Origin of the sequence: Methanocaldococcus fervens AG86, from assembly GCF_000023985.1 — an archaeon.
Taxonomy (GTDB): domain Archaea; phylum AGJL01; class Methanococci; order Methanococcales; family Methanocaldococcaceae; genus Methanocaldococcus; species Methanocaldococcus fervens.
Genome location: NC_013156.1, coordinates 140,937 through 154,220, shown reverse-complemented (window position 1 = coordinate 154,220; position 13,284 = coordinate 140,937). Strand labels below are relative to the sequence as shown.

13 protein-coding genes are annotated in these 13,284 nt (G+C 33.6%); 9 read left to right on the top strand and 4 right to left on the bottom strand.

What is annotated here, in order from left to right:
* Positions 1-22: 22 nt before the first annotated feature.
* Genes MEFER_RS00775 through fwdC form a run of 5 tightly spaced genes read left to right on the top strand, consistent with a single transcriptional unit; the run spans position 23 to position 3,553 of the window.
* Entirely contained in the window at positions 23-271 is a 249-nt protein-coding gene (locus MEFER_RS00775; protein WP_012795021.1) for an ATP-binding protein, read from the top strand.
* An 18-nt stretch (positions 272-289) separates the two neighbouring features.
* Positions 290-691, top strand: a complete 402-nt coding sequence (gene fwdD / locus MEFER_RS00770) for a tungsten-dependent formylmethanofuran dehydrogenase subunit FwdD (protein ID WP_048056260.1) — start codon at positions 290-292, stop codon at positions 689-691.
* 23 nt (positions 692-714) lie between these two features.
* On the top strand, positions 715-2,418 hold the full coding sequence (gene fwdA / locus MEFER_RS00765) for a tungsten-dependent formylmethanofuran dehydrogenase subunit FwdA (protein ID WP_048056259.1): 1,704 nt from the start codon (positions 715-717) through the stop codon (positions 2,416-2,418).
* Between the two features lie 36 nt (positions 2,419-2,454).
* Positions 2,455-2,721: a heavy metal-binding domain-containing protein gene (locus tag MEFER_RS00760; RefSeq protein ID WP_012795018.1), complete on the top strand. Its 267-nt coding sequence runs from the start codon at positions 2,455-2,457 to the stop codon at positions 2,719-2,721.
* Between the two features lie 10 nt (positions 2,722-2,731).
* Entirely contained in the window at positions 2,732-3,553 is an 822-nt protein-coding gene (gene fwdC / locus MEFER_RS00755) for a tungsten-dependent formylmethanofuran dehydrogenase subunit FwdC (RefSeq protein ID WP_012795017.1), read from the top strand.
* Between the two features lie 24 nt (positions 3,554-3,577).
* On the opposite strand, the gene pyrG is transcribed toward fwdC, so the two are convergent.
* The 4 genes from pyrG to MEFER_RS00735 all read right to left on the bottom strand — a co-directional run bounded on the left by pyrG (position 3,578) and on the right by MEFER_RS00735 (position 8,902).
* Positions 3,578-5,188: a glutamine hydrolyzing CTP synthase gene (gene pyrG, locus MEFER_RS00750; protein ID WP_012795016.1), complete on the bottom strand. Its 1,611-nt coding sequence runs from the start codon at positions 5,186-5,188 to the stop codon at positions 3,578-3,580.
* Between the two features lie 65 nt (positions 5,189-5,253).
* Positions 5,254-6,378 carry a chorismate synthase gene (gene aroC, locus MEFER_RS00745; RefSeq protein WP_012795015.1) on the bottom strand — a complete coding sequence of 375 codons (1,125 nt, stop codon included), beginning with the start codon at positions 6,376-6,378 and terminating at the stop codon, positions 5,254-5,256.
* 57 nt (positions 6,379-6,435) lie between these two features.
* Positions 6,436-7,728 carry a proteasome-activating nucleotidase gene (locus MEFER_RS00740; protein WP_012795014.1) on the bottom strand — a complete coding sequence of 431 codons (1,293 nt, stop codon included), beginning with the start codon at positions 7,726-7,728 and terminating at the stop codon, positions 6,436-6,438.
* 124 nt (positions 7,729-7,852) lie between these two features.
* Positions 7,853-8,902, bottom strand: a complete 1,050-nt coding sequence (locus MEFER_RS00735) for a glycosyltransferase family 4 protein (protein ID WP_012795013.1) — start codon at positions 8,900-8,902, stop codon at positions 7,853-7,855.
* Positions 8,903-8,918: 16 nt separating this feature from the next.
* On the opposite strand from MEFER_RS00735, the gene MEFER_RS00730 reads away from it, so the two are divergent.
* The 4 genes from MEFER_RS00730 (at position 8,919) to cfbB (ending at position 13,279) form a co-directional block, all read left to right on the top strand.
* Complete coding sequence (locus MEFER_RS00730; protein WP_012795012.1) at positions 8,919-9,920, top strand: AI-2E family transporter; 1,002 nt, start codon at positions 8,919-8,921, stop codon at positions 9,918-9,920.
* Positions 9,921-10,131: 211 nt separating this feature from the next.
* Complete coding sequence (gene ribL / locus MEFER_RS00725; protein ID WP_211204174.1) at positions 10,132-10,581, top strand: FAD synthase; 450 nt, start codon at positions 10,132-10,134, stop codon at positions 10,579-10,581.
* 114 nt (positions 10,582-10,695) lie between these two features.
* Positions 10,696-11,832 carry an ABC transporter substrate-binding protein gene (locus MEFER_RS00720; protein WP_012795010.1) on the top strand — a complete coding sequence of 379 codons (1,137 nt, stop codon included), beginning with the start codon at positions 10,696-10,698 and terminating at the stop codon, positions 11,830-11,832.
* Between the two features lie 121 nt (positions 11,833-11,953).
* Positions 11,954-13,279 carry a Ni-sirohydrochlorin a,c-diamide synthase gene (cfbB, locus tag MEFER_RS00715; protein WP_012795009.1) on the top strand — a complete coding sequence of 442 codons (1,326 nt, stop codon included), beginning with the start codon at positions 11,954-11,956 and terminating at the stop codon, positions 13,277-13,279.
* The last annotated feature ends 5 nt before the right edge of the window (positions 13,280-13,284 follow it).

Genomic DNA, 13,284 nt, shown 5'->3' with positions numbered 1-13,284 from the left:
AAAATCATTGAAAGGTGAGGAAATGAAAGCTTATGAGTTGGTAGTTTATCCAGAAAGATGTCATGGATGTGGAAACTGTGTAGTTTCTTGTCCAGTTAACGCTAAAAATCCAGAAACATGGGGAGGTAAAGGGCCTTACAGCGATGAAGTAGTTATTAGAGTTGAGAATGGAGTCGTTACAGTAGTTAATCAAGATTTATGTGGAGGTTGTGGGGCCTGTATAGAAGCATGTCCAGTTAACGCAATAGAATTGGTTTTCAAAAGAAAATAAACCACAATTGGTGAGATGATGAAATTTATCTTAAATACTGGAAGAACAATATGGCAGGGAGAGGCAATAGAAGCTGGAAAAAACCTTGATTTATATGTTAAAGCGGCTGGAGTTGCTTATATCAACGAAGAAGATATGGAGAAATTAGGAGTTAAGGAAGGAGATAAAGTTAAAGTTAAGTCAGAATATGGAGAAGTTGTTGTTTATGTAAAAAAGGCAACTGAAAGAATGCCAGAAGGAATGATCTACATACCAATGGGCCCATGGGCTAACTCAGTTGTTAAACCAGACACACACAGTACAGGAATGCCTACATTTAAAGGATACCCAGGATTTTACGTTGAAGTAGAAAAAACTGATGAAGAATTTTTAGATATGAGGGCTTTAATGAGGAAAAAATACATAGAATCAGTTGAATAAACACATAATAGATGGTGATAATGATGGAATACATAATAAAAAATGGAATCGTATACGACCCATTAAATGGGGTTAACGGAGAAAAAATGGATATATGTGTTAAAGATGGAAAAATAGTTGAAAGTGTATCCGATAAAGCTAAAGTTATCGATGCCTCTGGATGCGTAGTAATGCCAGGAGGTATAGATTCACACAGTCACATTGCAGGGGCAAAAGTTAACGTTGGGAGAATATTTAGACCAGAAGATAGTAAAATGGAGGTCTACGCTAAAAAAGGATTAAGAAGTGGAACTGGATTTTCAGTCCCATCAACATACAAAACAGGTTACCAATATTCAGAAATGGGTTATACAACAGTTATTGAAGCTGCAATGCCTCCATTAATTGCAAGACACACTCACGAAGAATTTATGGAAACACCACAAATAGATAAAGCTGCAATGCCATTATTTGGAAACAACTGGATGGTCATGGAATATTTAAAAGAAGGAGATATTAAAGCATGTGCTGCATTCGTTGCTTGGATGTTGAAAACTGTTAAAGGTTTTGCAATAAAGATAGTTAACCCTGGAGGAACAGAAGCATGGGGATGGGGTAAAAACGTTCACAGCATAGATGACCCAGTTCCATACTTTGACATAACTCCAAGAGAAATTATTAGAGGTTTAGCACAAGTTAATGAGTTGCTTGGATTACCTCACTCAATACACGTTCACCCAAATAATTTAGGACACCCTGGAAACTGGGAAACAACATTGGAAACAATGAAATGTGTTGAAGGAATCGAGGCAAAGCCAAGAGTTGGAGAAAGAGAGACTACCTTCTACAACACACACCTCCAATTTCACTCCTATGGAGGAACTTCATGGAAAGACTTTGAAAGTAAAGCGTTAGAGATTGCCGAATATGTAAACAAATCAAAACATGTAGTTGTTGACGTTGGACAAGTTACATTGGATGAAACAACAACAATGACTGCAGATGGACCAATGGAGTATGATTTACACATGACTAATGGATTGAAGTGGGCAAACTGTGACGTTGAGCTTGAAACTGGTTCTGGAGTTGTTCCATTCATCTACAGTCCAAAAGGTCCAGTTTACTCAGTTCAGTGGGCAATTGGTTTAGAGCTCTTCCTAAATATAGATACCGATAAAGTAATGCTAACAACAGACCATCCAAATGCAGGACCATTCACAAGATATCCAAGAGTTATTGCATGGTTGATGAGTAAAAAATACAGAGACGAATGGCTATACAACAAAGTTCATAAGTGGGCTCAGCAAAGAAGCCACGTAGCAGATGCTGATAAAGAATATGACTTATATGAGATAGCAAAGGTAACAAGAGCAAACCAGGCTAAGGTTTTAGGATTGAGTGAGACAAAAGGACACTTAGGAGTCGGAGCTGAGGCAGATATAGCCATATATGCAATAGACCCAGAAGAAAAAGATGGTAAGAAGATTGAAAAGGCATTCAGATATGCTAAATATGTATTGAAAGGTGGAGAAGTAGTTGTTAAAGATGGAAATATTGTTAAAGAAATCTTTGGAGACACAATGTACTTAGACGTACAAGTTGGAGAAGATTTAATGAACGAAGTTCTTAAAGATGTTGAGGAGAAATTTAGGTCATACTACTCAGTTAACTTAGAAAACTACCCAGTTTCAGAAGAATATGCAAACAGCTGGAGAGTTATAAAGATAGATGCAACTGACATTAACTAAATCCTTTCTTTAAAAATTTTTGATTTTGTGATTTTGATGATAACTACAACAACTGATAACTTAGAAGGTTTTAAAATTGTAAAATATTTGGGCGTTGTAATTGGATATGGAGATGATCCTGACGATGCGTTAGAAGATTTGATAGATATTGCCAAAAATCTGGGGGCTAATGCAATTATTGGTATTAGAATAGCTAACGAATTAACCACTGAAATCATCTCCGATGAAAACTACGCAGTTCCAGAATTAACATATTATGCGTATGGAACAGCTGTAGTTGTTGAAAAAGTAGAGAAAAAGTAATGGTGATGATATGAAAGAGTTGATATTAACATTACAAAAAGAGATAATGGTTCCAGTAGAGATGGATAAAGTATTGCCAGAAGTCATTGAAAAGATGAGCTTAGATGAAATAAAAAACATTGAGTTAGTTCAAGGAAGAAAGAGAGTTAAGTTAGCTGATATTTTTGATATTGAGTTGAATAATATTGAAGGGGACCCAAGAGTTGTTATTAAAAACTCAAATCAAAAATTAAAGTACGTTGGTTCAAAGATGACAAAAGGGGAGATTGTAGTTGAAGGAGATGTGGGAATGTACGTTGGAGCTGAAATGAAAGGAGGAAAAATCATAGTTAATGGAAATGCTGACAGCTGGGCTGGGCAAAATATGAAAGGAGGAGAGTTAGTAATTAAAGGAGATGCAAGAGATTACGTTGGTTCTGCTTATAGAGGGGATTGGAGAGGTATGAGTGGAGGAACAATTATTGTTGAAGGAAACGCTGGAAATGAAATTGGAGAGTTCATGAGCAAAGGTCTCATACACATAAAGGGAGATGTTGGAATAATGGCAGGAATCCACCAAAACGGTGGAATAATTATTATTGATGGAAACGTTGATGTAAGAGTTGGAGGAGAAATGAAAGCAGGAGCCATAGTTGTCTATGGAAAGGTTGAAGAGGTTTTACCATCCTTCAAGTTTGAGGGAATAGTTGAAAACCCAGTTATAAAATTGAGTAAAAAAGATGAAGGAACACCAATAACAGGAACATTCTATAAGTTCAGCGGAGATTATGTAAATAGAAAACCAAAAGGACAGTTGTATATTTCAGTTGATAGCAACCCAGATTTAATCTAATTTTAAAAAATTTTTAAAAATTTTTTAGATTTTTTCTCCCAAAGAAGCTCTAACCAATCCATCAAATAATGGATGTGGTTTATTAGGTCTTGATTTAAATTCTGGATGTGCTTGTGTTGCTATAAAGTATCTATTTTTGCTGATTTCAATAAATTCTGCCAATCTTCCATCAGGAGATTTTCCAGAAATTGTTAAGCCATAGTTTTCTAACAATTCATGGTATTCTGGATTAACCTCATATCTATGCCTATGCCTCTCATAAACCTCTTTTCTTCCATACAATTTATAAGCTAAAGTTCCCTCTTTTAATATTGCTGGATAAGCCCCTAATCTCATAGTTCCTCCTTTTGCATCAATCTCCTTCTGTTCTGGAAGCAAATCAACAACTGGATATTTTGTATTTTCATCAAATTCTGTTGAATTAGCTCCCTCCAAACCACAAACGTTTCTTGCAAACTCTATAACTGCACACTGCATTCCCATGCAGATACCTAAGAAAGGAACATCATTTTCCCTTGCATATTTTATGGCGTTTATTTTACCTTCAACACCCCTATCTCCAAATCCACCTGGTACTAAAATACCATCCAACTTATCATCTTCTCTATATTTATCTAATATCTCCTCAAATCCATCATTTTCTAATCTCTCAGAATGTATCCAATTTATATTAACTTTGGTGTCGTTTTTAGCACCAGCGTGGATTAAAGCTTCAATGATACTTAAATAAGCATCTTTTAACTCAACGTACTTTCCAATTATACCAATAGTTACCTCATTCAATGGGTTTATAACTCTATCAACAAACGTCCTCCATTCATCCAAATCTGGTTCCCTATCTGGAAGATTTAGCTTTTTAGTAACCAATTTTCCTAAACCCTCTTTTTCTAAATTAAGAGGAACTTCATATATTGTTCTCGCATCTCTTGCCTCAATAACAGCCTCCTTATCGACATCACAGAATAGAGCTAACTTTTCCCTTATTTTATCCCCCATAGGCATTTCTGTTCTGCAAATCAATATATCTGGCTGTATCCCTATACCCCTCAATTCCTTAACGCTGTGCTGTGTAGGTTTTGTTTTCAACTCTCCAGCGGTTTTTATGTATGGCAGGAGGGATACGTGGATATATAGCACGTTTTCTTTACCAACATCTTTTTTAAACTGCCTTATAGCCTCTAAGAATGGTAAGCTTTCAATATCTCCAACAGTTCCCCCAATTTCAACAATAGTTATATCATATCCATCCCCAAGTTTTTTAATCCAATCTTTTATTTCATTTGTTATATGCGGGATTACTTGAACTGTTTTTCCTAAATATTCCCCCTTTCTCTCTTTTGTTAAAACACTCCAGTAAATTTTTCCTGTGGTTATGTTGTTATTTTTTGTTAGATTTTCGTCGATAAATCTCTCATAATGTCCTAAATCTAAATCCGTCTCTCCTCCATCTTCTGTAACAAACACCTCTCCATGTTCATAAGGAGACATTGTCCCAGCATCTATCTGCAGATAAGGATCTATCTTTATCATATTTACCTTAAATCCTCTTGCTTTTAGCAACCTTCCTAATGAAGCCGCTGTGATTCCCTTCCCTAAAGATGATATAACTCCTCCTGTAATAAATATAAACTTCATTCTCCCACCTAACTTTAAATTTTAATAAAAAATAAAATTAACAAAATAAAAATAAAAAATCTTGATTATAAGCTACATGGGTGGATAAAACCACCTTTAATCATTAAATCAGCTAATGTTATGGCAACCATTGCCTCAGCTACGGGAATAATTCTCGGAACTATAACAGGGTCGTGCCTTCCTTTAATTTCAATTTCAGTATTTTCAAAGGTTTTTAAATTTATAGTTTTTTGTTTTTTACCTATTGAAGGTGTAGGCTTTACTGCAATCCTTAAAACTATTGGGGTTACACAACTAATCCCCCCTAAAATGCCACCACAGTTATTTGTTTCAAATTTTATATTTTTATCGTCGTCAAAGTAGAGAGCATCGTTCATTTCACTTCCATACATTTCAGCAGCTTTAAAGCCAACACCTACTTCAACACCTTTAACTGCATTTATACTCATCAAACCTCTAGCCAGCTCAGCATTTAACTTGTTAAATATTGGATTTCCTACACCAACTGGAACATTTAAAGCTACAATCTCAACAACTCCTCCAACACTGTCCTTATTTTCCATGGCTTTTAAAACGTACTCCTCCATCTCTTTCTCATTCATTGATGGGCATCTCAATGGGTTACTTTCAATACTCTCTACCAAGCTTTCTAAGGATTTTTCATTTTCAAAGATTTCAGGATTGTTGTAATAGTTAAAATCTCCTTCAATCTTTCCAATTTTTATGGTATAGCCTATAATTTTTATGTTGTGAGTGTAAGATAAGAGCTTTTTAGCTATAGCTCCTCCAATAACATGCCCTATAGTAACTCTTCCACTTGCCCTTCCTCCTCCTCTATAATCGTAATTTTTATACTTCAATTTGTAGGTTAGATCTGCATGCCCTGGCCTTGGAGTATCTTTTATTGCTGAGTAATCCTTAGGTCGCATGTTTTTGTTATAAACTACTGAACAAATTGGAGCTCCGGTAGTTTTTCCTTCGAAAATTCCAGAAAGAATTTCAACCTTATCTTCTTCCTTCCTTGGAGTTGAGAATATACTTTGCCCCGGCTTTCTCCTATCAAGCTCTTTCTGAATATCCTCCTCAGATAAAGGCAGATTCGCTGGGCAACCATCAACAACTGCTCCTACTGCTTTTCCATGACTCTCTCCAAAAACTGTAACTCTAAACATATCCCCATAGGTGTTCATTAATGTCACCAAAAAAAATCTGCTTAAATAAAAAATAAAATTAAAAATAAAAAAGATTTATCTGTAGAGGACTTCCAAATGTTTAGGTTCTTCAGCTTTAGCCTTCTTTTTACTCATAACTTTTTCAACGGCCTTTCTGAAGTCTTCCATTGTTACATAATCTCTCAACTCTCTAATTGCATTCATCCCTGCCTCCGTGCAGATTGCCTTTAACTCAGCTCCCACACAACCTTCAGTCATCTTAGCTATTTCCTCTAAATTAACGTCATCAGCTAAGTTCATCTTTCTTGTATGTATCTTCAATATCTCCAACCTACCTTTTTCATCTGGAGCAGGGACTTCAATAATTCTATCAAATCTTCCAGGTCTTAATATTGCAGGGTCTAAAATATCTGGTCTGTTTGTAGCCCCAATAACTTTAACATCCCCTCTCGCATCAAATCCATCCATCTCAGCCAATAACTGCATTAATGTTCTTTGAACTTCTCTATCTCCACCAGTTAAAGCATCTGTTCTTTTTGCTGCAATAGCATCAATCTCATCTATAAATATGATTGATGGAGCTTTTTCTTTAGCTAATTTGAAGATATCTTTAACTAATGTAGCCCCTTCTCCAATAAACTTCTTAACCAATTCAGAACCAACAACCCTTATAAATGTAGCGTTTGTCTCTCTTGCTACCGCTTTAGCCAACAACGTCTTACCAGTTCCTGGAGGTCCGTAAAGCAATATACCTTTTGGTGGTTCAATTCCAATCTTTTCAAATAACTCTGGGTGCTTTAATGGAAGTTCAACAACTTCTCTAATTTCTTGTATCTGTTTATCTAAACCTCCAATATCTTCGTATCTAACATTTGGTCTTTCGTCAACTTCCATAGCCTTAGCTCTGTAATCTTTGTTTTCTGGCAATACATCAACAACTGTCAATGTTTGCTGATTTAAGCAAACCCTCTTTCCAGGAGTTAAATCCTCAGGATTTACAAAGTGAGATATATTAACTAAAAAGCTTGGTCCTGTTGAGCTTTTAACAACCACTTTTCTTTCCCCAACTCTATCAACTACAGTCCCAACTATCAATGGAGGAATTCTCATTCTGTCCAATTCTCTTCTTAAAATTTCATTTTCTTTCATTAACTGTAAATTCTCTCTTTCAAGTTCCTTCTTTTCTAACTCTAATTTTAAAATTTTGCTCTCTAATTCTGCAATTTTTGCCTTTTCTTGAAGTTCTTCTTTAATTAAATCATTATTATTTAATTTATCTTCATTAACTTCCTTTTCTTCTTTAAATTCTTCAGTAAATGATTTCTTTTCTTTTTTTAATTCTGATGAAATGAATTCCTCAAAAACCATAATTATCACCGAGTAAATTTAAGATAAGTGAGTTATTGCAATTAGATAATAGTTATTATTGGTTATCATTTATATACCATATGGAATTAATAATAAAAATTCTAATATTTAAATTTTATCATTATTAATTTTTTATAAGTTCCTCATATACTTCCCTAACATTATTTGCACATTTTTTCCAGGAAAAGTTTTTTGAGAACTCTTTCCCATTTTTTCCCAAAGTTTTTCTTAAGTTTTCATCATTTATAAGTTCTAAAATTTTTTCCTTCAAGTTTTTCGGATTATTTTTCTCAACCAATAGTCCATTATATTTATCAGTAACAATCTCCTTTAAACCTCCAACGTTTGTAGCAATTACTGGCTTAGAGCATGCCATTGCCTCAACGGCAACCATTCCAAAACCTTCACTCCTTGAAGGAACAACTAAAAAACTACACTTCCTCATAAATGAAGCAGTTTCAACAAAACTCTTTTTACCTAAAAGTTCAATGTTATTTAAATTATTTTTTCTAACAAAATCTTCTATCTTTTTATATAAAATCCCATCTCCTATGAGTTTGAAATTAAAATTTATATCCTTTATCGCCTCTATTAATATGTCAACACCTTTTTGCGAAACAAAAGCTCCAACAAACAATCCAAAGTTATAATCCCCCTCATTATATAAAAGCTCTTTATCTACTCCGTTGTATATAACAACCGCCTTATTTTTTAAATTTTCACCTAACTGCTCCTTTATATATTTGCTTACACATATAATTTTATCAGAATTTTTCACAGCATAATTAAAAAAATATTTTCCTTTTAATGAGTTTTTTAATATTAAGGCGTCACTTCCATGGAGTGTTAGTACATGGGGAAGGGAAAATTTGTTTTTCAATAAAGCTCCAACGCATCCCTGTGGAAATGCATAATGGGAGTGGATTAAATCAATCCCCTCTTTTTCAATAATGTTTTTCCCTATTGTATAGGCGTTTAGTAAATAACTCATACCTCTAAACTTTTTTAAATATGGAGCTTTATGAATAACTACATTTTTATATTCGTTTTCTTCATAATTATCATAGGTCAATATGTGAAACTCAATATCTTTTAGATGCTTGACTAAATTTTCTACATGTATTGTAATTCCTCCAACATGTGGGTAATATATAGTTGGCATTAAAACTTTCATTTTATCACGTGATAGCATGAGATTTAATGAGTTCAAATACTTCAGGAAAGGAGTTATTATTGGATTGTTGATAGTGTTATTATATATAATTTGGCCATTCATTGATGTTTTAGCCTACTCCTGTGCATTTGCATACATGGCTTTGCCTTTATATAAATTGTTTAGAAAAAAATTTAGTAGGGCTGTTTCAGCAGGTTTAGCACTCAGTATATACGTTATTCCAATTATGGTAATAACAATCTATGCCTTATTTGCAGTAATAGACTTTATTTTTTCATTTAATATTAATGTCATAGAGGAGTATATAAGTGGGGTCTTTAACTTATACACTTCTTCTATCTTTAATGGGTTTGTTAATGAGCAAACTCTTACAAAATATATTGATGAATTTGTAAAATACTTTATTAACCAACTTTCTGGAAAGATTTTCGATACTGGCTATCTGATAATTAAGGTTATTATGGTTATATTCATAACATTCTACTTTTTAAAAGAAGGAGATAAAGCTGAAAATGTAATTATTTCATTTACACCCAATGAATATAAAGAAAAAATGAAGATTTATTTAGAGTACTTACACGACTCATATAAGAATTTATTTATAAGCTGTGTTTCACTCTCTATAATTATAACAATCCTATCCTACATTGGATACCTTATAGTTGGGGTTCCATATGCAGAGTTATTTGCAGTTGTAACTGGAATATTTGCTTTACTACCAATTTTAGGAGGATGGATGGTATATATTCCAATAGCAATATACTACTTCATAACACATGATTACACAAAAGCAATTTTTCTGTTTATTTATGGAGAATTAATGCTTTCAATAGCTCCAGATTTCGTAATAAGACCTTATTTAGTTAAAAAAGAAGTTGACATCCATCCAGTCCTTGTTATCGTTGCATTTTTAATGGCTCCACTCTCATTGGGGCTTAGCGGATTTGCCATAGGCCCATTAGTTGTTGGAGCTTTAAATGCATTTTATTTGGCAAAGTATAGAGATAAGAAGATTTAAAGACCATAGAGGGGGTTCCGCCCCTCTATTGGTATATATCCCATTTTTATTAAGAGACATTATGAAGGGCTTTTCAGCCCTTCCTTAATGCATCGGTTTTGATCAACGCACCATAGGACTCACGCCCTATTGGTATACCCATAAGTTTTGATCAACCTTTTCTTAAAAGGTTGTTCGAGCAAGCTTTTACTAAAAGGTTGGTGTTAGTATGGTGAAGAAAAGAGTTGTAACTGCCGGAACGTTTGATATTTTACACCCTGGACACTATGAGGTATTAAAATTTGCTAAGAGTTTAGGGGATGAATTGATAGTTATCGTTGCAAGAGATGAAACGGTTAAAAAAATAAAAGGTAGGAAGCCAATAATTCCAGAAGAACAGAGGAGAGAGATGGTCGAAGCTTTAAAACCTGTTGATAAAGCTATATTGGGCAGCTTAAAAAACAAATTAGAGCCAATATTGGAATTAAAACCTGATGTTATTGTTCTTGGTCCGGATCAGACAACGTTTGATGAAGAAACATTAAAAGAAGAGCTTGCAAAATATGGTTTACATCCTGAAATTGTTAGATTTAAAGGCTATAAAAAATGCCCATTTCACAGTTCTTTTGATATAGTGAAAGAAATTATTAGAAGGTTTTGTAATAAGGAGATTAAAATCTAAATTTTTCTTATCCTATCGTAGTTTTCTTATAAGACAAATCACCTTCAAGAAAATAAAAAATTTTATATATTATTCAGCCAAAATTTCCTTATGTTCATAATTTGAGGTGATATTATGAAAAAGCTGTATTTAGCTATAGCTTTATTAATCTCAGCTATAGTTGCACTGGCAGGATGTACCCAAAGTCAGCAGAGTTCAGAAGTCCCTACATTAACAGTTGCTTATTTGCCAACAGATCACCATGCAGCATTATTTGTAGCATGTGATAACCCAGATTTATTTAAAAATAATTATGGCATTTACTTAAAAGCAGTTAAAGATAAGGAGGCTTATGAATTATACAAAGGAGATAAAAAAATAGCTGATGTAAAGGTTGTTAAAGTTACTGAAGGTGGAGCAAGTATAATGAACTTAATGACTCAGGGGCAAGTTGACGTTGCTTTAGTAGGAAATCCACCAGTAATATTTTATATTGATAAGGGAACAGACGCTAAGATTATAATGAACTTACATACAGAAGGTTCAGCAGTTGTTGTTAGAAAAGACATTCCAGTAAACAACTGGGAAGAATTTGTAAATTGGATAAAAGAGAAATATAAAGAAGGAAAACAAGTTAAAATAGGACATCCTCTCCCTACATCAATTCAATACGTTATGATTAAAGATGCTTTAAAAGCTGAAGGTATAACCTTCACTGAAGATCCTAACGATAAAGACGCTATGGTTTTATTAATGAACTGTAAAGGGCAGGGAACAATGCCACAAATGTTAGCTCAAAATCAGTTAGATGCAGTTATCGCATGGGAACCAACACCAGAAATTATAGAAAATAAAGGTGTTGGAAAAGTCATTGCTTATAGTGAAAACTTACCAAGCACTTCAGGAGGAAAATGGACTGACCACCCATGCTGTTGTTTAGCTGCATCAGGAGATGCTTTAACTAAAAAAAGAGAGGCAGTGATAACATTCGCAAAAATCTTGAAAGATGCAACAGATGAGCTAAATAAAAACAAAGAATTGGCTGTTAAAGCATCTGTTAGATGGCTTGGAACTGATGAAGCTGTTGAAAGAGATTCAATTGCACACATAAAATTTGATTACAGGTTAGAACCAACAATACCACAAGTTATAAAATTCGTTGAAGCTATGAAGCTCCAAGGATTAATGAGCGGTAAGTTGAAAGATGCTTCATCAGAAGAGGCTGAAAATATAATATTTGACTTACAAACATACAACGAGATAATGGAATAAACTCTTTATTCTAAATTTTTTCTATTTTGTAAATTTTAAAAATGATGAATATTTATATTATCTTAAATCTTAATTTTTATAACTATTTCTGGAAAAACTATTTTGGAAAAGAGGTAATATTATGAAAAGAGTTGTTATCGCTGGAACATCAAGTGAAGTTGGGAAAACTGTAATTTCCACTGGAATTATGAAGGCGTTATCAAAAAAATATAACGTTCAAGGCTATAAAGTTGGTCCAGATTACATAGACCCTACGTATCACACAATAGCTACTGGAAATAAATCAAGAAATTTGGACTCTTTTTTTATGAATAGGGAACAGATAAAATATATTTTTCAAAAACATTCAAAAAATAAAGATATAAGTGTCATTGAAGGGGTTAGGGGACTTTATGAGGGAATATCCGCAGTAAATGATATTGGGAGCACTGCAAGTGTTGCTAAAGCGTTAGATAGCCCAGTAATTTTGCTTGTAAATGCAAAAAGCTTAACAAGAAGTGCAATAGCAATGATAAAAGGTTTTATGAGCTTTGATAATGTTAAAATTAGGGGAGTTATTTTTAACTTTGTTAGAAGTGAAAATCATATTAAAAAGTTGAAAGATGCTATGAACTACTATCTCCCAGGTGTTGAGATAATTGGCTTTATCCCAAGAAATGAAGATTTTAAAGTGGAGGGAAGGCATCTTGGTTTAGTTCCAACGCCTGAGAACTTAAAGGAGATGGAAAATAAAGTGGAACTGTGGGGAGAGTTGGTTGAAAAATATTTAGATTTGGATAAAATTGTAGAAATTGCTGATGAAGATTTTGAAGAGGTTGATGATGTATTTTTATGGGAGGTTAATGAAAACTATAAAAAAATAGCTGTTGCTTATGATGAAGTTTTTAATTTTTATTATTGGGATAATTTTGATGCTTTAGAAGAAAATAAAGCCAAAATAGAATTTTTTAGTCCATTAAAAGATAAAGAAGTTCCTGATGCAGACATCTTATATATCGGTGGGGGATATCCAGAGCTTTTTAAAGAAGAGCTAAGTTCAAATAAAGAAATGATAGAAAGTATTAGAGAATTTGAAGGCTACATTTATGGAGAATGTGGTGGCTTAATGTATCTAACAAAATCGATTGATAATACCCCAATGGTTGGTTTGCTGAACTGCTCAGCTATTATGACAAGGAACGTTCAAGGGCTTAGCTATGTTGAAGCTGAATTTTTAGAAAACTGTTTGATTGGAAGAAAAGGGTTGAGATTTAAAGGGCATGAATTCCATTATTCAAAACTCGTAAATATAAAAGAGGAAAGATTTGCATATAAAATAAAAAGAGGGAGAGGAATTGTTAATAACTTGGATGGAATTTTCAATGGAAAGGTTTTAGCTGGCTATTTACACAATCATGCTGTAGCAAATCCTTACTTCGCGTCAAGCATGGTCAATTTTGGTGAATAAAAAAT

Coding starts and splice junctions, on each gene's coding strand:
- MEFER_RS00775 (WP_012795021.1), top strand. CDS start 23: ATGAAAGCTTATGAGTTGGTAGTTTATCCAGAAAGATGTCATGGATGT.
- fwdD (WP_048056260.1), top strand. CDS start 290: ATGAAATTTATCTTAAATACTGGAAGAACAATATGGCAGGGAGAGGCA.
- fwdA (WP_048056259.1), top strand. CDS start 715: ATGGAATACATAATAAAAAATGGAATCGTATACGACCCATTAAATGGG.
- MEFER_RS00760 (WP_012795018.1), top strand. CDS start 2,455: ATGATAACTACAACAACTGATAACTTAGAAGGTTTTAAAATTGTAAAA.
- fwdC (WP_012795017.1), top strand. CDS start 2,732: ATGAAAGAGTTGATATTAACATTACAAAAAGAGATAATGGTTCCAGTA.
- pyrG (WP_012795016.1), bottom strand. CDS start 5,188: ATGAAGTTTATATTTATTACAGGAGGAGTTATATCATCTTTAGGGAAG.
- aroC (WP_012795015.1), bottom strand. CDS start 6,378: ATGAACACCTATGGGGATATGTTTAGAGTTACAGTTTTTGGAGAGAGT.
- MEFER_RS00740 (WP_012795014.1), bottom strand. CDS start 7,728: ATGGTTTTTGAGGAATTCATTTCATCAGAATTAAAAAAAGAAAAGAAA.
- MEFER_RS00735 (WP_012795013.1), bottom strand. CDS start 8,902: ATGAAAGTTTTAATGCCAACTATATATTACCCACATGTTGGAGGAATT.
- MEFER_RS00730 (WP_012795012.1), top strand. CDS start 8,919: ATGAGATTTAATGAGTTCAAATACTTCAGGAAAGGAGTTATTATTGGA.
- MEFER_RS00720 (WP_012795010.1), top strand. CDS start 10,696: ATGAAAAAGCTGTATTTAGCTATAGCTTTATTAATCTCAGCTATAGTT.
- cfbB (WP_012795009.1), top strand. CDS start 11,954: ATGAAAAGAGTTGTTATCGCTGGAACATCAAGTGAAGTTGGGAAAACT.